This is a genomic window from Tunturiibacter psychrotolerans, from assembly GCF_051013365.1.
Taxonomy (GTDB): Bacteria; Acidobacteriota; Terriglobia; order Terriglobales; family Acidobacteriaceae; genus Edaphobacter; species Edaphobacter psychrotolerans_A.
On sequence record NZ_CP132941.1, the window covers coordinates 3,089,263 to 3,110,495 of the forward strand.

Consider the following 21,233-nt stretch of genomic DNA (forward strand, 5'->3'; position numbering starts at 1 on the left):
AACCAGGCCGAAAGACCATGTGCTACGGGTGCAACATGCTAAGTGCCGCTTCTTTACAACTTACCCGAACGTCAAACAACACACGATACAATTATGGAGCAACATCGACCGCGATGAGCAGCCCCGCAGTCAGAAAGCCGGAAACACCATGACGAAGTCCCCCTCCGCTCCGAAGCCCGACACCAACGACGAACCCAAAGGCGACCGCCTCCAAAAGATCCTCGCGCAGGCAGGCATTGCCAGCCGCCGCAAGGCCGAGGAGATCATCCTTGAAGGCCGAGTTCAGGTCAACGGCGTCATCGTCAACACGTTGGGCACACGCCATGACGCGCTCAAAGATCACATCCGCGTAGATGGCAAGCTCCTTCACGGCCCCGAGCAACAGCGCTATTACATGCTCAACAAGCCGCGCGGCTACGTCACTACGCTTGACGACCCCGAGAAGCGCCCCACTGTCATGCAGCTCATGGCGAAGCAGAAGTCCGGCCCTCACGGAGATAACGTTCGCCTCTACCCCGTGGGGCGCCTCGATTACCTTAGCGAAGGTCTTATCCTGATGACCAACGACGGCAACCTCGCCAATGCGCTCTCGAAGGCGGCGGCCGGAGTGGAAAAAACTTATTTAGTAAAAATCAGCGGCACTCCACCTGCGTCAGGCCTCGACCAGATCCGCCGCGGGATCATGATCGACCGTGGCCGTCTCGACGAAATCCGCAGCGGGCGTCGCGATCGCATCATTACTTCACCGGCAAAGATCGAGCTTGTTCGCGGCGGCGATAATCCCTGGTACGAGCTCACGCTCATCGAAGGGCGCAATCGCCAGATCAGAAAGATGTTCGAAGAGATCGGCCACCACGTCGAGAAGATTCGTCGCATCGGTTATGGTGCGTTGCGCCTCGACGTCCCTCCAGGCGAGTTCCGCGAGCTCACTCTGGGTGAAGTCATGGCGCTCGACCGCGCAGCAAAGGGCAAGAAGGTCGTACCAAAGAAGAAGACGCCCGAGTTCGCGCAACTCAAGTCGCCCGCGAAAAAGAAGTTTTCAAAGCCACGACGACAGCCTACCGGAACAAAGTCTGCGAGCCGGCCCCGCCGTCCGAATTAGCCTGTCGTCCACGCGGCGTTCACTCTTTCGTAATCATATTTCTACAACCTTCGTCTATAGAAGTACGTGTTAGGTACCCCTGTTCTTCTGCTACTTTTGATCGCTTGACACACCTCTCTCGGCACGCTCAGAATACTCGCGCTATTAACCTTTCGGGTGATGACAATCGCAACCCGGGAGCATCCAATCATGAGCAACAAGGATGTAGTCAAGGAGCAGTAGAGTGGCAATCGAAAAAGCAACATTTGGAGCAGGATGTTTTTGGGGAGTTGAGACCCGTTTCAGTGAGATCACAGGTGTTATCGACACAGCCGTAGGATACGAAGGCGGCACACTCGAACATCCAACGTATAAAGAAGTCTGTACGGACCGCACCGGCCATGCGGAGGTCGTCGAAGTCACCTTCGATCCATCCCGAGTCTCCTACGAAACATTATTGGACGCCTTCTTCGCACTTCACGATCCGACTCAGGTTAATCGCCAGGGTCCGGATTGGGGCACCCAATACCGAAGCGTCATCTTTACCCACACCAACGAACAATTTGCCCAGGCCCGGGCTAAGATCGCAGAACTTAGTGCTGCGGGCTCTTACCGCAAGCCCATTGCAACCCAGGTGGTCCCTTCGACAACCTTTTGGAAGGCCGAAGAGTATCACCAGAAGTATCTCGAAAAACGTGGCATGGTGAGCTGCCACATCTAACCTTATTCAACTCAATCGAAAACGGCGACAACGACTCCATGTTTCGTTGTCGCCGTTTTTTTCGTTCTTTCTGGCGAGCCAGAAACTTATTCCGCACGCAGGGCAGTTATTGGGTCAACTGAAGACGCCCGTCGCGCAGGCACAATCGCCGCAACCACAGCGACCACGGCAATGAGCAAAACCACACCGGCCAGCGTGAGCGGGTCTGCAGACGAAACTCCAAAGAGCTGACTCCGTAATAAACGCGCCAGCAACACAGAGCAGGGAATCGCCAACGCAATCCCAATTCCCGCCAAGCGCAGCACATCGGTCAGCACCAGACGCGATACACGCAGTCGCGAAGACCCGAGTGCAATGCGAATGCCAATCTCGCGTGTGCGCTGCGCCGTTGAGAACGCAAGCACCCCGTACAGGCCAACTCCCGCGAGCATCGTCGCCAGTAGACCAAACGAAATCGCCAGCAGCTCAATCATTCGTTCGTTCGACAGCGTCGTGTCGATCTGTTCGTCCATCGTTCGTAGTTCATCCACCGCGAGGCCTGGGTCGATCTGCTTCATCGCCTGCCGCACCATCGCAAAGCTCTGCTCCGGCGGTGTTGAAGTTCGAAGGTAGAGATAGAGTTGGCCCGCAAACTTACACTGTTTGAGTGGCGAAAACAGTGTCGGCACTACCGCGTCACGCAGATTCGCATGCTTCGCATCTCGTGTAACGCCGATGATCGTCATATATTCACCTGGCTTGCCGTCTCCACCGACGACGCGCCTTCCCACGGCTGCAGCGGGATTGGTGAAGTAGTGCTTCGCGAAGCTCTCGTTCACAACTCCTACCAGCGGATGCGTCGCATCGTCGTCTTCGGTGAAGCTACGTCCGGCAAGTAACGGCTCCTGCATCGCGCGAAAGAAGTTTGCACTGACGTAGGGGATCTCGATCGGGAAGTCTTCGTCTGGAGGGGCCGTATAGCCCGCCACCGCGACATCTCCGGTGTGCCCCATGTCTCCAAGCTCCTGGTCAGTGGTTGCGCCGACAGCTTGCACCCCAGGCAGTGTCGTCATTGCGTCCAGAATCTGTTGGTGCAATGCAGGGATCTTCTCCTTCGCGTAGCCAGAGAGCTGAGGGTCGACGTGAAACGTAATCAGATGCGAGGTGTTAATCCCGGTATCGACGTGCCGAAGGTTTTGCATCGTTCGCACAAACAGGCCCGATCCCACCAGTAGCAAAACGCTGAGGCCAACTTGCAACGAAACGATCAGACGCCGAAAGTTCAGCGTGCCTCCGGACGCGGTCGTCGTTTGTTGCTTCAGCGAATTCACGATGTCAGGTCTCAACAACTGCATTGCAGGCGCGAGGCTGAACAGAACACTCACCGCAACAGCGACCGCAAAATTGAAGGCGAGCAGTCGCGCATCCAGCGTTGTAGAAAATGCGCTCGGCTCGTCCGTACTTAGCCGCTGCACCAGCAAACGGAGACATGGACGCGCGATCAACAACCCGGCTGCACCTCCAGCGATTCCGATCAGCAAGCCTTCGAGTAAGAGTTGCTGCACAACACGTCGCGCATTTGCTCCGAGCGCATATCGCAGCGAGAACTCCCGCACTCGCGCCGCAGAACGCACCAGCAGCAAACTCGCCACATTCACCGCGGCAATCAGGAGCACAAGAAACGCCATCCCCATCACCGCGTATAGCGGCTTTTGCAGCGACTCCCGGCTGTACGACAGCCCCCGTGAACCGGCCGCAACGAGTAGCTGGCTTCTGGTCACGTATTCGTCAATGAAGCGCTGCGGCTTCGTTCCGAGCGCCTTCAACTCCTCCGCGCGCAACGCATGCCACAACGGCGCGATCGCCATCTGCGCGTGTTGCGGCGTCTCTCCCGGCTTTAGTCGACCGATGATGTTCATCCATCGGTCGGTATGGTCCTGCAACCTCTTGCCTCGGCCCGGAATCGCCTGCTCGAGCATCGACATAGGCACGAACACACTAGGCACCTGCCCCCACACTGCGCTTTGAAATCCCGGCGCCGCCACCCCTGCAATCTCGAACGGCGTCCCATTGATCGAAATCGTCTCGCCCACAACATGCGCATCCGACCCCATATGTGTCTGCCAGTAGGGATAGCTCAGAACCACAACTGGATTGCCTCCGGGCACTGTATCGTCAGACGCTGTCAGTACCCGTCCCTGCGCGGCCTTCACGCCAAGTACGCTGAAGTAGTTCCCGCTGACGATCTCTCCATCCATCAGCTCCGAGACGTTGTTTCGCGTGATTCCGACATTAACCGGTGCGGTCGCAATCAACCCATCGAATACAGTCGTTCCCTTGTCGCGAAGATCCCTGTACATCGGGTATGAAAAGGATTGCTCCGGCCCCGAGCCGTGGTCGCTCGAGTGACCTGCCCAGGCCTTCCCCGTCCCAGTCAGAGTCACCAGCTTCTCTGGCTCACGCACCGGCAGCGAGCGCAGCAGCGCCTGATCGAGCAGCGAGAAGATAGCCGTATTCGCGCCAATGCCCAGCGCGAGTGTAAGCACGGCTGTCACCATGAACCCTGGCGAACGGCGGATCTGGCGAAGCGAAAAGCGAAGGTCCTGCATTAATGAGTTCATCTCTGCCCTTTCACCCCAAACACGGATGAGGTTCTGGTTGCAGAGCAGAGATTGCACTTTCACTGCCAATCTAATGCAGGCGAACTCCTTACAAATAAAAGACTGGCGGACTCGACTGAGGTTTCAGCTGTTCATCTGCGGAACCGCCTGTTCATTTGCGGACGCGATCCATCGAGCTTAGAGGCACTCTTCACGATAGTGATGAATTTGACAAGTCTGGCAACCAATCTTGCCTATAACCCATTTCGAGAACGGTGAGATTACTTGTTAGAAGCCACCTTGCAGGATCAAGATCAACTCGATTGCATAAGTACTTATGGGACTGATAGTGTCGGTTGTATGCAGCGCGGCTTAGGTACTCAACTTCGGCACCTCATCGAACTTCTTGACGGAGCAGTCGCAGAGCAATACAGCCGGAGAGGCTTGAATTACCGGCCACGGTATACCCCTGTGATGAGGGCGCTTATGGCACGCAGTCCTCTCAGCGTGACGGAAATCGCTAAAACGGCCGGAATTACCCAGCCTGCTGCCACGCAGACCATAGCTCTCATGATCCGAGAGGGCCTTCTCGTCTCAGAGGTGAGCCTGGAAGATAGCAGGCAAAAAGTGATCAAGATGACGCGCTATGGATGTGATCTGCTGCCGCATCTGCAGGCATGTTGGGAGACGGTAACCGCAGCAGCGAACAGTTTGGATGCCGATCTCCCATTCCCTCTGTCCCAACTACTAGACCTCGCCATTGAATCGCTTGCGGATGAGTCTTTCGGAATGCGTATTCAAGCTGCGACACATCAATGCTCGAAACCGCATCGTGACAATCAATAACGGAGGCAGTAACCATGGATGAGCAGTTCTTTCCTCGCATGTTGAGAAGTGCCCGCTACGGAGCCGTCCTTCTCTCACTTGCATTGATGCCACTGACGTCACGACCTGGCAGGGCTCAGGTCCCAGCCAGCCATCCTGTCAGCGACACTCAGGGCACGATCCCTGAACCTGCGATCCCGGCAATCCTGAAAGCTTTCGACACGTTTGAAGTCGTAGCGATGCCAGCAGCGCACGGTGAGAAAGATATCGACGACTTCATCCTGTCTCTCATTCGTGACCCACGCTTTCCGAGAGTGGTCAACGACATAGTCGTTGAGTGCGGTAATGTGCGCTATCAGCCGCTTCTTGATCGGTACATTGCCGGCGAGGACGTACCGTTCGCCGATGTCCAGCATGTTTGGCGAGACACGACGGTCCAGCAAGTGTGTGGAGAGTCCGGCTTCTATGAGCAGTTGTACCCGCTCGTCCGCTCTCTCAATCAAAGCCTTCCTGCCGCAAGCCGCCTCAGAATCGTTGCCGCAGACCCACCGATTGATTGGGGCAAGATTCGCTCCTACGAGGACCTGAAACCGTTTTTCGACCGGGATGGAAGCATCGCTTCTGTGATGGAAAGAGAGGTGCTTTCCAAGCACCGCAAAGCGCTGATGCTCTTCGGAGTCTTTCATCTGCTGCACGGAGGCGGCCCGGGACAAGGTGATGCCGTAACGAGGTATGAGCGCGATTATCCTGGCAAGACCTTCGTGATAATTGAGGGTGGAGATGATGGCACCGGCGACGAACTGCTTGTAGATGCGAAGGCTCCGGGTGGAGCTTCACCATCGCTCTTGCAAACGAAGAACAGCCGAATCGGCTCGTTAAGCCTCAGCTCGATCCTTCAATCGCCGATTACAACAGACGAGGATTGCAACGTCAGCGATGCATTCGCGAGCACGCCTGCCAAGACGGTCGCAAGTTATGTAGATGCTTTTCTATATTTGGGTCCTCAGAAATCATCGCTGGCTGAACCGCTTCCAGCGGATATCGCTCTTGATCGAGCTTACCGATCCGAATGGCTGCGACGAATGAAACTTATTGGCCTGCCTGGCCCTTCAACGCTGGAAGAGCTCGACGCTCAGATCGTATCGAGTGCAGCAAACCCCATTTTGACTCCTGCTCCCATAAAACCGATCCCAGAAGAGGTAAAGATGAGAGTAAGGCAAAGCTGTCTTAGCAGTAAGCATCCTGCCGGAAGCGCTACGCCGTAACGATGAACCGACTAGCACAGGGTAATCGTCAATCGCACGGCCACTGTGGTATAGTTATCTTGTACTCCGGTCTAAAGGAGTGCGGGCATCGCAGGCAAAGACTCTTCATGGACTTCGGAGTTTGGCCAGAGACTGCGATTCGCCTCTTCCCACCGCATACCTTCCCGCACGTTGGAAGTCGCGCTGGTTGCTCTGGCTGGAAGACCCGTCACAGGACGAGTCTCGCCGTGCAGCAGCAGCGCTTCGATATCCGACAGCAATGCTGACTAACTGAAATCCATGATGCCGTGCTGGCATCCCTGCACACCTATGCCGCTTTACAACGCCCACTCCATTCGGGCCACCAGACAGGAAAAATCTTGACCTCAGCAACGCTAGAACAGAACGACCATATCTCTCAGAACCAGAACACCTCTACCCCCCAGGCCAGCACCTTCGTCGCGAATCCCGCAGGCCTTCCCCTCGTTGAAGATGTTCGCTTCACCGACTTCAACATCTCCGACTCTCTGAAGAACCGCCTCACCAGCGCCGGCTTTACGATGCCGACCCCGGTTCAGGCCAAGGCCATTCCGCCGGCTCTCGAAGGCAAAGACATTCTCGCCACCGCCTCAACCGGCACCGGCAAGACCCTCAGCTTTCTCATCCCGATGATCGAGCGCATGGACGCGAACTCGGTCCCAAGCACCAAGGGCAAACGCGGTCCTATCCGCGCCCTCATTCTGCTGCCGACCCGCGAACTCGCGATGCAGGTTCTCGAGGCCTACTGGAAGCTTGTTCCCGGCTCCAAGAACGACGCTGTGCTCGTCTGCGGCGGTCTCTCCGAAAACAATCAGCTCGACCAGTTGGACCGCGGCCCTCGTCTCGTCGTCGCGACCCCTGGCCGCCTCGAAGACTTCCTCCGCCGCCGCGAGATCAACATCAACGCCGTTGAGATGCTCGTGCTTGATGAAGTCGATCGCATGCTCGACATGGGCTTCCTTCCCGCCATCCGCCGCATCGTCGGCGCATTGCCGAAGACTCGCCAGACCATGTGCTACTCCGCGACGCTCGATGCCAACATTCGCGAGATCGTCCGCGACTACGTCAAGGAGCCGGTCCGCATCGAGATCGGTCAGACTTCCAAGCCCAGCGATCGCGTCGAACTCCGCGTCTACACCGTCATGCAGGACCAGAAACTCGGCCTGCTCGACCAGATGCTGCGCCAGGAAGAGGGAACGTTCCTCGTCTTCTCGCGCACCAAGCATGGCGCCGACCGCATCAGCAAGAAGCTCGAGAAGCTGGGCCACGACGCTGACGTTATCCACGGCGATCGCAGCCAGTCGCAGCGTACGGCCGCTCTCAAGGGCTTTGCGAACGGCCGTCACCGTGTTCTCGTCGCCACGGACGTAGCCGCACGCGGCATCGACGTCAACGACATCGCGCATGTGGTCAACTACGACCTGCCCAATGCTTCGGACGACTTCGTCCACCGCATCGGCCGTACGGGCCGCGCAGGCAAGAAGGGCATCGCCACCACCTTTGTCATGCCACAGGAGCGTCACGACGCCCGCAAGCTCGAGCGCGAACTGAAGATAAAGTTTGAGTGGCGCGAGGCCGATAAGAACCTTGAGAAGGAAGTCCGCAACGCACCCCTCGACACAACAGCTCAGGGACAGGACCTCATGCAGCTTGAAACCCGCTCGTGGAAGGGCAACGATCCCGTCAGTCCGATGACGACGCCCAATGCCAACTACGGCGCCAAAAAGACTGGCTTCCGTAGCCGTAGCCGTAGCGGCGGCGGCGGTTTCTCCGGCGGACGCAGCTCTGGTGGCCGTGGCCCCGGTGGTCGACCCAGCAGCAACAGCCGCCCCGGCAGCAGCCGCTCCGGCCCAGCTCGACGCGGCCAGTAACTCCGGCACTCAGACACGAAACGCTCCGCTCTGCCAGCCAACCAGCCGCAGAACGGAGCGTTCGTCTTTTAACCAACACCTTCGACCGACGATATAGTAGTTTTGCCGAAGCTGAGTAGAGCCAAAGTTTGCAGTCTTTGTAATCTGGTACAGGAGAGATTCATCGCCATGACTAACCGGCTTCTGCGTTTCGTCCTGGCGCAGGTTGTGCTCTCCCTCTTGCTTCTTCTCATCTGGTCCTGGCCGCAGATCGACGACGCCTACATCTTTCTCACCTACGCGCGTCACCTTGCGTCCTCCGGTCTGTTCGCATTCAACGCTGGCGAAGTCTCCTACGGCTTCAGCAGTCCGGCTTACGTTCTTTTACTCGCCGCAGCTTCGAAAGTTACTGGTCTTGCGGTCAGTGTTGGCATGGCAAATGTACTTGGCCTTCTTCTCTGCACCTTTGCCGCTCTCGCGATCGGGCTGCTTTGGGAAGAGTTGCAACCGCGGCTCTCCAACGTCGAAATCATCGTCTCCGCTATCCTCCTCAGCGGCCCATGGTTCTTCACTGTGTGGTTTTTCTTTGGGATGGAGACTGGGCTGGCTGTCCTAAGCATCCTAGGTCTACTCCTTGCTCTGGCAAAACTTCGTGCGCAAACCCACACCCTCCCATGGCTGCTCGTCGGTATCGTCTCTGCGAGTACTCTCGCAATCACGAGGCTTGAATCCGGCATCTACATCGCCTGCGCAATCATCCTGGCTCTCTTCGCGTCGCGATCGAGACGCGAGGTCCGCGACCTCTTCCTCATCGGCCTGTTCAGCGGAGCTGTCGAGATTGGCTGGCTGCTCTACGCCAAACGCACGTTCGGTACCTACATGCCCTGGTCGAGCACCGCACGTCTCTTGTACTATCTGCCCACCGCGTACACCCACATCGTCGCCGAACGCTTCAACCATCTGAGCCCGATTGCTCGAACCTTATTCGCCATCAGAGCTGCGTCGCACATGCTGTTCGATGGCCCCCTGAAGATCCTGCTCCTCGCACTCCCTCTTGCTGTGGCAATTTTCTTTGCGCGTGCGAAAGGCACTCCCGACACACTTAAATGGATGCTCCGGATTGCTATCGTTGGATTTGTGCTGCAGATCGTTACATTTTCCTATCTCTTTCCCCTGGCCCAGAATCGTCACTTTGCTCCCTATCTTGCCTGCCTTTGGGTGCTCGTCGTGCCGCTGATCGTGCGTTCGGCGCAGCGGGCGAGTCCTGTCGTTCAAAGCGCACTGGTTCTCGCGATAGTAGCTCTCTGGATCGGAGGCGCCATCCAGTATCGATTCTCAGGGGAGAAACTCGGGCCTCTTCATCGACTGGCGGCCAGCAATCTACTCCGAACTGACCGGGTCGCCGCCGAACCCATCGGCATACTCGCATTTGAGTCGCCCGCACATATTATCGACCTCGGAGGCCTCACGGACCGCGACGCGTGGCCTATGCTCGAGAAGTTCGGCAATTCGCAACTCAGCGAAGTCATCACATGGGACCTCAGCAAGGGCGCGACCAAGCTGGTCCTCAAAGCCGAGCAGTGTGGCGCAAGCGGCAAGATCTTCGGTCACTACTGCCTCATCAGCGCCAGCGACGCACAATCTTTGGTTCACGATTCGGACAGCTCAAAGCCCGTAGCAACTCAACCACCTGCCTCAGAGCGCTAGTCCTTCGCATCGAAAATGGTTAATTTACATCTAAAAAACAGGTATTTGCGGTTATGGCGAATATTCACGCCTGTAACGCGAAAATTGCTACATTCCCCAGCTAAAATGGAAGTAATACCATGATCTCAGTTTCCAATGTCACTATGCGCTATGGCTCGAAGCTCCTCTTCGAGGATGTTTCAGTCACCTTCACCACAGGCCGCCGCTACGGCCTTACCGGTCCCAACGGCGCCGGTAAATCCACCTTCATGAAGTGCCTCACCGGCGAGATCGACCCTCAAAAGGGAACCGTCGTTCGCCCCAAGAAGATTGGCGTTCTCTCGCAGGACCAGTACGCCTTCGACGCCTACCGCGTCATCGATACCGTCATCATGGGCAACAAGGCCCTCTGGGCCGCGCTTGAAGAGCGCGAGATCATCTACGCCAAGCCCGAGATGACCGACGAAGACGGCTCCCGCCTCGGCGAACTCGAAGGCATCGTCGGCGACGAAGACGGCTACGAAGCCGAGTCCAACGCCGCCGTCCTACTGCAGGGTCTCGACATCCCTGACGAGCTTCACGAGCGCAAGATGTCCGAGCTTCAGGGTGGCCAAAAAGTCCGCGTCCTCCTCGCCCAGGCTCTGTTCGGAAATCCGCAGGCGCTGCTCCTCGACGAGCCCACCAACTACCTCGACCTCGAGTCCATCCACTGGCTCCAGGACTTCCTCACCCGCTACAACGGCACTGTCATCACCATCTCGCACGACCGGCACTTCCTGAATAACGTCTGTACCCACATCGCCGACATCGATTACGAGACGATCATCACTTACAACGGCGGCTACGATGACATGGTCTTCCAGAAGACCAGCATCCGCACCCGCATCGAGAGCCAGAACGAGCAGCGCGAAAAGAAAATTGCCCAACTCAACGACTTCATCGCCCGCTTCTCCGCCGGCACACGGTCTTCGCAGGTGAACTCCCGCAAGAAAGAAGTCGAGCGCCTCGCCACCAGCGAACTCGCTCGCTCCAACATCGCGCGCCCCTTCATCAGCTTCAAGATGGAACGGCCCTCCGGCAAAAACGTCCTCGAATTCGAGAAGGTCAACAAAACCTATCCGCAGAAGGACGGCAAGACTGAGCACGTCATCAACAACTTCACCGCTTCGGTCACTCGCGGAGACAAAGTCATCTTGATGGGTCGCAACGGGCAGGGCAAAACCACCCTCCTCAAAGCACTTCTCGCCAACGGCCCCGGCATCGAAGAGACCGATGTCTCAATCGACTCAGGCACCGTCAAGTGGGGTCACGAGGTTTCCATTGGCTACTTCGCGCAGGACCACAAAGGGTCGATCCAACTCGGAATGACCGCCTCGGACTGGCTACACCAGTTCGATCCCCAGGCTACAAAGGAAGACATCCGCGGCATTCTCGGCCAGATGCTCTTCAAGGGGGAAGAGGGTCTCAAGAAGACCGACGCTCTGTCCGGAGGCGAAGCCGCCCGACTCCTCTTCTGCAAGATCATGCTGCAGAAGCCCAACGTCCTCGTCCTTGACGAACCCACCAACCACTTGGATCTCGAGAGCATCAACGCCCTCAACCAGGCGATCCAGAAGTACGAAGGCACGGTGTTCCTCGTAACTCACGACCAGGATCTCATCGAAGAAGCCGGCACGCGCATCTGGCACTTCGAAGGTGGCCCCACTGACTTCCACATTACCGACCACAAGGGCCCCTACGAGGAGTATCAGCAACAGCTAGCCATCGCCGCCAAATAGTCCAGCGCTTGAGAGAGGCACTTAGGTCGACGAAAACTCAGAAGCAGGTGAGATGATTGTGTTAGCTTTTTAGCCAGTCACCGCATTGTAGAGGAATTAAGTGGCCCAATCTGCAAAGCTTCCGCTTCTCCAGAAGCACATGCCGGAGCTTGATCTTCTGAGAGGATGCGCCGTCCTGGCTGTCTTCTTTTATCATGGCCTCTACTGGTCGGGTGCAACCTCTTCGAACCGTCTGGCTAGCCTTTTTATCAAGACCACGGTTGTTGGTTGGCTTGGAGTCAATCTCTTCTTTGTGCTCTCAGGCTTCCTCATCACGGGGATACTGCTTGATACCAAAGGCCGGCCATCTTATCTACCGCAATTTCTATCTTCGTCGCGTGCTTCGCATCCTGCCGGCGTACCTTGCGTTGATTTTCATACTTCTCTTTGCGAGTTGGCTGCATGTGAAGTCAGCCTTGTTGTCTCTCTTGTTCCTCACAAACTACGGTTATTTTTTCAATCTTGTCCCCTATCCTCCTTTGTGGTCGTTATCGGTGGAAGAACAGTTCTATCTCATCTGGACGGTAGTAGTTGCCAAGGTCAGCGCACGGACTCTGCTCATCATCTCGCTGGCACTATGCTTCCTCGAACCTTCTCTTCGCTGGCTCAATGCCACCGGACGCATCCCTCTTGGAGAGAGTCACACCGCGACCTATCTAATCGCAGACAATCTTGCCCTTGGGGTCTTAGCTGCTATGTTTGCTCGCTCTAGCTACGGCACCCTCCGCAATGGCATCAAGCTCGGGTCAGCGCTTTGCCTCGCGGCACTTGCTCTATTTGCTATAGGCTATCCCTTCGGTATCCTTCACCGCACAAACGTTGTTGGCGATTCATTCCAAACCGTCCCTTGGAACCTCTTTTTTACCGGCCTCCTGCTTCTTCTCCTTGGCCTGCGAAGCCCGCTGGCTTCAAGCATCTGGACCGCTCCTCTGCGTTTCTTCGGGAACATCAGCTACGGGCTGTACCTTATCCACTTCTTTCTCTTCACCAAGTACGACGGCAACATCGCGCTAATCCACAATGCATCTCTCCGCCACATCTTGCAGGACTCCTTTGTTCGCTTCTTCCTCGTCGGAGGGCTTTCCGTCCTCATTGCATGGCTCTCAAGAACCTTCTATGAAGAGCGCTTCCTGCAGATGGGCAGAACGCCTAAGCAAGCAGAAGACAGTCCCGTCCCATCAGTGATCCATCTGAAAACCCCGTCGATTCATCCATTACCGCAACGATAGAAGCGACCCCGGGCTAACTCAAACTTTCCTGCGATTGCACGATCGTCTCAATAAGAACGCTATCCAATCACCTCGCTCACGACCTTGCGCGAAAAATGGGATACTGGACGACAAGAGGTCTGGTCACATGCCCACCGTCGAACCCATCAAAAACCGTGGCAAGAACGTCCTTGGCCAACCGCTGGATATCTGCGGCTGCGAGCCCATGACCGGCTTCTACCGTACCGGCTGCTGCGAGACCGGCCCCGATGATCACGGAGTCCACACCATCTGCTGCGTCGTAGACGAGCCATTCCTCGAAGCCTCGAAAGCTCTCGGCAACGACCTCAGCACCCCCATGCCGCAGTTCGGCTTCGCTGGCCTCAAACCCGGAGATCGCTGGTGTGTCTGCGCCGCCCGCTGGCTTCAGGTTCAGCAAGCTGGCGCCGCATGCCCCATCATCCTCGAAGCCACCCACGAGAACACCCTCAAGATCGTTCCCTTTGAGCTGCTCATCCAGTATGCTGTCATCCCCAGCCAGCTCCATTAAAGCGTTTTTCATCTCACGCAAACATCGTCGAAATAAGTCGGCCTGCCCGTAAACAGCTCAGGAACAAGGCGTTTTGTAACGCACGATTCATGCGGCCTTTACAACAGCCCTTGACAGTCCACTCCCCAAAGCCTGACAGTTTAAGTACTACGACAAAGTCATTTGAGGTTGCACGCGAATGTCCCTGGGAGATACGAAACCCAGAGTCAAATAGCCGCTAACCCTTTACACACCGTCTTTTTCATCGGTGTTTTTCAGGAGCCAGTACGAATATGAAACTTCCTCTAGCCTGTAAAGGCCTGCTCGCGTCTGCTGCAGCAGCCGTTCTCTTTGTCTCTCTCACCTATCCCGCCACCGCCCAGACCGCCGCAACCGGCAACATCGCGGGCACCATTACGGACACCTCCGGTGCCGCTGTTCCAGGCGCATCTGTCGTAGTCACTGACGTCGACACCGGTGTCTCCCACACCGTCATCTCTGGCTCAGACGGCTCATACCTCGCAACTTTCCTCCAGCCGGGCCACTACGAGGTCATTGTCAGCGGAAGCGGCTTCGGCAAGCTTGACCGCAAGAATCTCGTGTTGACGGTCGGCCAGGTCCTCACCGTCGACCTGGCGTTGCCTACCGCGTCTGTCTCCACCGAGGTCGAGGTGACAAGCGAATCCCCGATCATCGACACGGAAAAAAACCAGATCTCGCAGACCATCGACCAGACTCTGATCTCGAATCTGCCGGTTAATGGTCGCCGCTGGGATAACTTCGTGCTCGCCACACCCAACGTCGCCCCCGATGGCAACACAGGTCTCATCAGCTATCGCGGTGTCTCCGGCCTCTACAACACCAACCTCGTCGACGGCGCCAATAACCAGCAGGCCTTCTTCTCCGAGGCGCGCGGCCGCTCCATCGGTGCCCCCTACGTCTACCCCCTCGAATCCATTCAGGAGTTTCAGTCCAGCGTCAGCGGATACTCCGCTGAGCTAGGTCAAGCTGCCGGCGGCATCGTCAACGCCATCACCAAGTCCGGAACCAATCAGTTTCACGGCGATGTCTTCGAGTACTACCGCACTCCCGGTTGGAACGCCCTCGACCCGCTCAACAAATACAACGGAAACCTCACCCACAATCCCTTCCTGCTCAACCAGCCGGTGAAGACGCAAAATCAATTCGGCGCTTCGGTTGGCGGTCCCATCCTCAAGGACAAGCTCTTCTTTCACTTCACCTACGATGGCTATCGCAAGATCAATCCCATCACGTACCTTTCCACCTACAACACCGCAACCACCAGCGTGGCCAACCTCACTCATCTCTGTGACGGCGGCACAACCTATGTGTCCGATGCAGGAAACATCTACCCCACCACCATCACCGGTGTCAGCCCCGCGCAGTGTGCACAGGCGGTTGACTTCATTCAGACCAAACTCCTCGGCTCCTTCGCGCGCAACGTCAATCAGGACATCTACTTTCCGCGCCTGGACTATCAGCTCAACTCGAAGACCCATCTCTCGGCCAGCTTCCTCTTCGAGAACTTCAAGCAGCCCAATGGCTACAACACCTCCACCACCGTCAACAACGGCTCGGTCACGCAGAACGGCAGCGTCAACTTCCATCAGCGTTACGTCGTAGCCAATGCTGAGACCGCACTCACCTCGCACTCGGCCAACGTGGTTCACTTCCAATGGTCGCGCGATCTTGAGACCGCCACCACCAACTCCGGTGGACCCGCATTGAACATCGGCAGTTCCACCGTCGGCGTCGCAGCCTATGGCGAAACATCGGCCCTCCCGCGCGGAGCCTTCCCCGACGAGCACCGCATCCAGATCACCGACATCTACTCCACCCTCTTCGGCAAGCACTCCGTCAAGGTCGGCGTAGACGTCAACCTCATTCACGAACAGATAGCCAATCTCTTCGGCGGCGACGGAAGCTTCACCTATTCCACGGGTACTGTCGAGGCGGAGTTCGCCAACTGGATCCAGGACGTCTACCAGGTCAACGGTGGCCGCCACTACAGCTCCTTCTCTCAGACAACGGACCCCATCACTGGCATCGGCGCCGACGACTTCTGGAACAAGGATCTCGACGTCTTCGCACAAGACGACTGGAAGGTCACTCCCAAGCTCCTGCTCTCGCTCGGCGCGCGTTATGACGTTCAGCTAGTCCCCCAGCCAGACCGCCCGAACATGACCAGCGTCCCGGCCTTCAACGCCACCTCGGTCATCAACACCGACTATCACATGGTCGCGCCGCGCATCGGCTTCGCATGGAGTCCTCATGAGGGAACCGTCGTCCGCGGCGGATATGGCCTCTTCTTCGGCCTCACCTCCAACTCCACCTGGTACACCCTCCGCCGCGAAAATGGCGTCTATCAGCAGCAGTTCAGCACCCGCACCTACAGCCCCAGCGGAACTTACAGCGCCATCACCGGTGCTCCCACCGGTGGGCCCAACCGCAAGTTCAACGGCAACTCCGGCGCGACCTATGACAGCTACGCGCCGCAAGGCGGCATCCCAGCCTTTACGCCGCCCGGCCCGGCTCCTATCAACCAGGTCACCGGAGCTCCCACCCCGGCCTTTAATCCCGGCCTCCCCGCATCCACCCTCAACATTCGTGGTGCGTCACCGAACTTCCTTAACCCCTTCACTCACTCCTATGACTTGGCTGTCGAGCAGCAGTTGCCGCTCCACTCCACTCTTTCTATCGGCTACGTCGGCACCCGTGGCATGCGTCTGCCGATCTTCGTAGACACAAACGTAGACCCCGTCAACGGCGTCATCTCCGATCGTCCCTACTACTATTCGAACGCTGGAAGCGTTACGCCCATCGTCGTTCCCATCTACACGAAGCGCCTCACCACCGCCACAGGCTCCATCCTTACCGGCGAGTCAGACGTCAACAGCTGGTACAACTCGATGGCCATCTCCGTTCGCAAGCCCATCAGCTACGGAGTCGAGGTCCTCGCGAACTACACCTGGGCCAAGACCATGGACGGCGGCCAGTCAGGCGCACCTAACGGAACCTTCAACGGTACCGACGCTCCTCTGATTCCCTTCGCTGAAGGCCACCGTCAGGGGCGCGGCGCCGAGTACGCCCGTTCTGACCTTGATCAGCGCGGCCGCTTCGTCGCCTCCGTCGTCGCCACCTCGAAGTTACCCATCGCCAACCACTACGCTGCATACGCGGCCAACGGCTGGCAGCTCTCCGGCACCTTCACCGCTCAGACCGGCTTCCCCGTCACGGGCTTCGTCAACGGAACGATCTCCTCAGCACTTGGTGGCGGTGACGGTGGCGTTACTGGCGCAGTCCTAACGTCCGGCACCGGAACCCGCGTTCCGGATGAGATCGCTCGCCGTAATGGCTTTACTGGCCCTGGCGTCCATAATCTTGACGCCCGTGTATCCCGTAGCTTCCCGGTGCATGAAGGCATGGCGATCGAAGTAGCGGCCGAAGCCTTCAACGTCGTCAACCACCGCAACATCCTCTCGGTCAACAACTCCTACGTCAACTACACGGCGCCGTCGACTGCGACAGCTCCCACCAGTTGCACCATCCCTGGATCGGGTTGCTTCGCTCTTAATCCATCCTTCGGAACCCCAACCAGCACCTCCAACATCCTCTACGGCCCTCGCCAGATTCAACTGCTGGGCAAGTTCGTCTTCTAACCAGACAAAAGCACAAGCAAAAAGCGGCTCTGGGGTTTATCCGGAGCCGCTTCATTTTTGCGGCGACCCTCGAAATAGAATTCTTCGCCGGTAGTGCTACCCTTGTGCCGAGAATGTCATCCAGTTTTCAATGACCTAGATGGTGAAGCCTCAGTAGTCCTGTGAGCAATGGACTCCGGTCGGCCTGCGAAGCCATCGCCGCAGTTCTGTTGTCGATTGCCGTCTCCGCAACCATCTTGATTCTCTATCGCCGCCTCTACTGCAACACCCCTCCCGACAAACAAATCGCCGAAACATCGCCGCCCGCATGAGTTGAACTCTAGGTCCCAACGCCACAACCTGTTAGACTCCCGCGTACCCCCGGATAACTTGTCGAAGCGGAGTCCTAGAATGTTCGATTCGAACCAGTCCTACTGTTTGCGTCTCGCCGAGGTCACCTTCCCCTTGCTCCTCAGCAGACCTGCATCTACCGCCGCCTCCGACGCTCCTCGCTCGCCGCGTCGCGAAGATGCTCAAGAGTCTGAAGACCCGCTCAACGTGGGGCCTTCGATCTACGACGAACTCCATCAGCTCTTCGGTCCAAGTCCCGATCAGCCTGTCGCCTGGCTCAGCTCCATCCAAAGTCTTGCCGCAGCCCTCGAACTCAGGCCGGATATCCAGTCGCGACTTGCTGTAGTCACCCAGTACACGCCAAGCAAATGGCTCCTTGAGCGCGAACTTCAGGCCTTCAACTACTGGCCGACGCCCCCTCCGAAGCACAATAGCGACTGCCCCACGACTCCGGACGGCAAGCCTGACCCGTACGATGTGGCCCGCTGCCGCGCAGCAACAGGGCTATGTCTTTCAGGCGGCGGAATCCGCTCTGCTACTTTTAATCTCGGCATCCTCCAGGCTCTCGCGCGTCACGGACGCATCAGTAAGCTCGACTATCTTTCGAGTGTCTCCGGCGGAGGCTACATCCATCAGTTCCTTGCCAACTGGATCTACAAGGCCGGCAGCACCTCAACCGTCGAAGGGCTGCTCGACCCAATTCCAAATCAACCCGAAGTCAGCCCACTCGGATACCGCGCAACCGTGCAGCCAGAGCCTCTGCGCTGGCTAAGACGACATTCCAACTACCTCGCTCCCCGCAAAGGTCTCGTCTCCCTTGATACCTGGACCATAGCCGCAACGTGGATGCGGAACACGGCTCTCAACCTCGTCATTCTTCTATCAACGCTCTCCTGCGTTCTGCTTTTTCCTCACATAGGCTCGATTCCTTTCACCTTTGTAGGCGCGCATCCTGCTCTTTTTCCTCTGCTCACTTGGATGCTCGCCATTGTCTTTCTCATCCTTGGGAGCTATCTGAGCCGCTGGCTCGCGCACCTCGACCCCCCTGGCCCCCGGCCCATCTTCATCAAGCTCGCCTGCGGCAGCTTGCTCGGCGCTGCAGTTCTAGTCGCCCCATCTATATACGAAACAATCATTCCCGAAGGCAGTATCGCGAGTTCCGCAGCAAAAGCTGTCTTCCACGAGGTGGAGCAGCCAACTCACCTCCACTACAAGGGCTCCTTTCAACAACAGACCCCTAACGCCGAATCTCTCGAAGTAGTCATTGATTCTAGCCAGCCAGTGTCAGGTTCTCGTCTCAGCGAACACTGGTCTGAGCGACCCCTCGGTCTATGGCATGGCTTACTGAACACCGGAGCCTCCATCCCGATTCTCCTATTCGCCTGCCTCTGCGGCCTGCTTCTCTCGTCCGTGTTCAGTGCCGGCAAGATTCCCATCCAGATCGTATCCGCAGTCGGGATCCTGGGCATCGGGTTTGCGTACCTGCTCCTGGATGGCGTGCGTCTTCTCTTCTTTGTCGCCTGCTTCGGGGTTCCGCGCGAACTCATCCCATCGCTTGCCGTAACCCTGCTCCCCCCGCTCCTGCTGGCCGTTCCGTTTGTGCTGATGGAAGCCGGCCTCGGTATCGTCGGCAACAGAGCCAACTCCGGACAAGGTGAGTGGATTGCGCGTCTTCGTGCTGTCTCCTTCATGATTGGTGGAAGCTGGTTCGCCCTCAACGGATTGGCATTACTTGGTCCGTACTACGTGCGTCTCCTATCCGATTACTCAGGCGCCAGTTATACCGTTTGGCTCGGATGGATTGCCACTACGATTGCCGGCGTGCTCTCTGGACGAGACAAACGCACCGAAAGCGGCAAAACCTCGGGCTCGCCATACGTCAGATTTGCCCTCGAATTGCTCTCCGAAATCGCGCCTACTGTATTTGTTTTCGGACTTTTCTTCATCGTCGCTTTCCTCTTTTCTGATAACGTCTCTTGGAGCATCGTTGTACCGAATGGCACTTCCATCCAGCGGGAACATCGTTTCCTGCTCCTCTTCTTCGGCAGTCTCGCGATAGCCCTTTTCTTTGGCTGGCGTGTTGACATCAACGACTTCTCCATGCACGCCTTCTATCGCGACCGGCTCGCCCGCTGTTATGGTGGGGCGATCGATCTCCATCGTGTTCCAAATCTATTCACAGGCTTCGCTCGCAGCGATCGCAATCTGCGCGTGCATCAACTCCTGCCCATCGGTTACCGAGTTCTCGACGAACTGGGTGAACCCGTCCTTGATAAAGACGGAAATCCTGTGGTGGGTACCTACAAGGGTCCATTCCCCGTAATCTGTACCGCCATCAATCTCACCACTGGCGAGGATCTCGCCTATCAGGAGCGCAAGGCCGCCAGCTTTTCCTTCACGCCAATCTTCTCGGGCTATAACGTCGGCTGGACATCCGCCCGCGACCACTGGAACCAGTTCAACGGATTCGTCGACACTCCCAGTTTCGTATATCAGGACGCCGGATCCATCACACTCGCCACCGCGTGTGCTATCTCCGGCGCTGCTGCCAGCCCCGACATGGGCTACCACTCCAACCCCGCCTTTTCATTTCTCCTCACCGTCTTCAACGTGCGTCTCGGATGGTGGCTCCGCAATCCTCGCCGCCGGCGCATTGGCCGGGTTACACCTTACCCCATTCCTCCATCCGGCAAGCCAGACCGTCTTAGTCGATTATTCACGCTCAAACGAGGAACGCTTCCCTCGTCTCCTCGCTTTGGCCTCCTCCGGCTCGTCAATGAGCTCTTCGGCCAGTCGGACGACACCACCTCTTACGTCTACCTCACCGACGGGGGCCACTTCGACAACATGGGCCTCTATGAGCTCCTCCGCCGCCGCTGTCGCACTATCATCGTCTCCGACAGCGAAGCTGACCCCAACCTGACTTTTGAAGGTATTGGGATGGCAATCCGGAAGGCTCGCCTCGACTTCGGTATAGAAGTCACCCTCGATCAAACTGCCCCTGTTCCACCAGAGCGGCCCGCTGAACAAGCCGTTTCGAACCAGACATCCTCCTCCATAGTGTCACCTCCGACGCAGACTGGGCATGATCACCCAGGTGCGGCAGCAAGCGTATCCACTGATCCCCCTACCCCCCCCGCCCAAGCCCTGTCGCAGCAAAAGCCGCCGGAAATCCCGTACGTCCTCACCGGCCGAGTCTTGTCCACCGATCCCCCAGGGTTCACAGCGACGTTTGCGCATCAGCAACCGCAACCCATCGTCGAAGGGCTTTCTTCCTTCCGCGAATATCCTTCCAACTCCATCCATTGCGTCTACGGCACGATTCGCTATCCCGAGGACTCCGATCCCAGTCAGTTCGGCCACATCCTCTACATCAAGGCCTCACTCACAGGAGACGAGCCACCAGACATCCTTAACTACCGTCGCGAGCACAAGAAGTTCCCACACGACACGACCCTGAACCAGTTCTTTACCGAATCGCAGTTCGAAAGTTATCGCCGCCTTGGCGAACACATTGCTCTCTCCGATGAAACCGTCATCTCCTGGATGAAGCGCTACCTCCCATCCCAATAAGGGAGAAAAAAGCGAGCTTGGCAGGCAGAGGGCGTTCTTGGGAGGGAAATGAGGATGGGCGCCTTAGGCGA

13 protein-coding genes and 1 pseudogene are annotated in these 21,233 nt (G+C 57.4%); 13 read left to right on the top strand and 1 reads right to left on the bottom strand.

The window, feature by feature from the left end:
- The first annotated feature begins 148 nt into the window (after positions 1-148).
- Both RBB76_RS12895 and msrA read left to right on the top strand, forming a co-directional pair.
- Entirely contained in the window at positions 149-1,102 is a 954-nt protein-coding gene (locus tag RBB76_RS12895; RefSeq protein WP_429631518.1) for a pseudouridine synthase, read from the top strand.
- 223 nt (positions 1,103-1,325) lie between these two features.
- Positions 1,326-1,802, top strand: a complete 477-nt coding sequence (msrA, locus tag RBB76_RS12900) for a peptide-methionine (S)-S-oxide reductase MsrA (RefSeq protein ID WP_429631516.1) — start codon at positions 1,326-1,328, stop codon at positions 1,800-1,802.
- 86 nt (positions 1,803-1,888) lie between these two features.
- Here the strand turns inward: msrA and RBB76_RS12905 are convergent, their stop codons facing one another.
- Positions 1,889-4,402: an ABC transporter permease gene (locus RBB76_RS12905; protein WP_429631514.1), complete on the bottom strand. Its 2,514-nt coding sequence runs from the start codon at positions 4,400-4,402 to the stop codon at positions 1,889-1,891.
- A gap of 453 nt (positions 4,403-4,855) precedes the next feature.
- Between RBB76_RS12905 and RBB76_RS12910 the strand changes: the two genes are divergently transcribed.
- The 11 genes and pseudogenes from RBB76_RS12910 (at position 4,856) to RBB76_RS12960 (ending at position 21,162) form a co-directional block, all read left to right on the top strand.
- Complete coding sequence (locus RBB76_RS12910) at positions 4,856-5,227, top strand: MarR family winged helix-turn-helix transcriptional regulator (protein WP_433963568.1); 372 nt, start codon at positions 4,856-4,858, stop codon at positions 5,225-5,227.
- Between the two features lie 14 nt (positions 5,228-5,241).
- Positions 5,242-6,471, top strand: coding sequence for a hypothetical protein (locus RBB76_RS12915; protein ID WP_429631512.1), 1,230 nt, complete (start codon positions 5,242-5,244; stop codon positions 6,469-6,471).
- A gap of 359 nt (positions 6,472-6,830) precedes the next feature.
- A complete protein-coding gene (locus RBB76_RS12920) occupies positions 6,831-8,360 on the top strand; it encodes a DEAD/DEAH box helicase (protein WP_429631510.1) in 1,530 nt (509 codons plus the stop codon).
- 168 nt (positions 8,361-8,528) lie between these two features.
- Positions 8,529-10,046 (top strand): hypothetical protein, encoded by a 1,518-nt coding sequence (locus RBB76_RS12925; RefSeq protein ID WP_429631508.1) that lies wholly within the window; start codon positions 8,529-8,531, stop codon positions 10,044-10,046.
- Between the two features lie 119 nt (positions 10,047-10,165).
- Positions 10,166-11,803 (top strand): ABC-F family ATP-binding cassette domain-containing protein, encoded by a 1,638-nt coding sequence (locus RBB76_RS12930; protein ID WP_429631506.1) that lies wholly within the window; start codon positions 10,166-10,168, stop codon positions 11,801-11,803.
- 139 nt (positions 11,804-11,942) lie between these two features.
- Positions 11,943-12,104, top strand: a pseudogene (locus RBB76_RS12935) (hypothetical protein); the annotation flags it as partial.
- A 25-nt stretch (positions 12,105-12,129) separates the two neighbouring features.
- Positions 12,130-13,071 (top strand): acyltransferase family protein, encoded by a 942-nt coding sequence (locus RBB76_RS12940; protein ID WP_429631504.1) that lies wholly within the window; start codon positions 12,130-12,132, stop codon positions 13,069-13,071.
- A gap of 127 nt (positions 13,072-13,198) precedes the next feature.
- A complete protein-coding gene (locus tag RBB76_RS12945) occupies positions 13,199-13,600 on the top strand; it encodes a DUF2237 family protein (protein ID WP_429631502.1) in 402 nt (133 codons plus the stop codon).
- 272 nt (positions 13,601-13,872) lie between these two features.
- On the top strand, positions 13,873-17,259 hold the full coding sequence (locus RBB76_RS12950) for a carboxypeptidase regulatory-like domain-containing protein (protein ID WP_429631500.1): 3,387 nt from the start codon (positions 13,873-13,875) through the stop codon (positions 17,257-17,259).
- A 161-nt stretch (positions 17,260-17,420) separates the two neighbouring features.
- The gene (locus RBB76_RS12955; RefSeq protein WP_429631498.1) at positions 17,421-17,570 is read left to right on the top strand and encodes a hypothetical protein; all 150 of its coding nucleotides are present in this window, start codon (positions 17,421-17,423) and stop codon (positions 17,568-17,570) included.
- 79 nt (positions 17,571-17,649) lie between these two features.
- Positions 17,650-21,162, top strand: coding sequence for a hypothetical protein (locus RBB76_RS12960; protein WP_429631496.1), 3,513 nt, complete (start codon positions 17,650-17,652; stop codon positions 21,160-21,162).
- Positions 21,163-21,233: the final 71 nt, after the last annotated feature.

Coding starts and splice junctions, on each gene's coding strand:
- RBB76_RS12895 (WP_429631518.1), top strand. CDS start 149: ATGACGAAGTCCCCCTCCGCTCCGAAGCCCGACACCAACGACGAACCC.
- RBB76_RS12905 (WP_429631514.1), bottom strand. CDS start 4,402: ATGAACTCATTAATGCAGGACCTTCGCTTTTCGCTTCGCCAGATCCGC.
- RBB76_RS12910 (WP_433963568.1), top strand. CDS start 4,856: ATGAGGGCGCTTATGGCACGCAGTCCTCTCAGCGTGACGGAAATCGCT.
- RBB76_RS12915 (WP_429631512.1), top strand. CDS start 5,242: ATGGATGAGCAGTTCTTTCCTCGCATGTTGAGAAGTGCCCGCTACGGA.
- RBB76_RS12925 (WP_429631508.1), top strand. CDS start 8,529: ATGACTAACCGGCTTCTGCGTTTCGTCCTGGCGCAGGTTGTGCTCTCC.
- RBB76_RS12930 (WP_429631506.1), top strand. CDS start 10,166: ATGATCTCAGTTTCCAATGTCACTATGCGCTATGGCTCGAAGCTCCTC.
- RBB76_RS12945 (WP_429631502.1), top strand. CDS start 13,199: ATGCCCACCGTCGAACCCATCAAAAACCGTGGCAAGAACGTCCTTGGC.
- RBB76_RS12950 (WP_429631500.1), top strand. CDS start 13,873: ATGAAACTTCCTCTAGCCTGTAAAGGCCTGCTCGCGTCTGCTGCAGCA.
- RBB76_RS12960 (WP_429631496.1), top strand. CDS start 17,650: ATGTTCGATTCGAACCAGTCCTACTGTTTGCGTCTCGCCGAGGTCACC.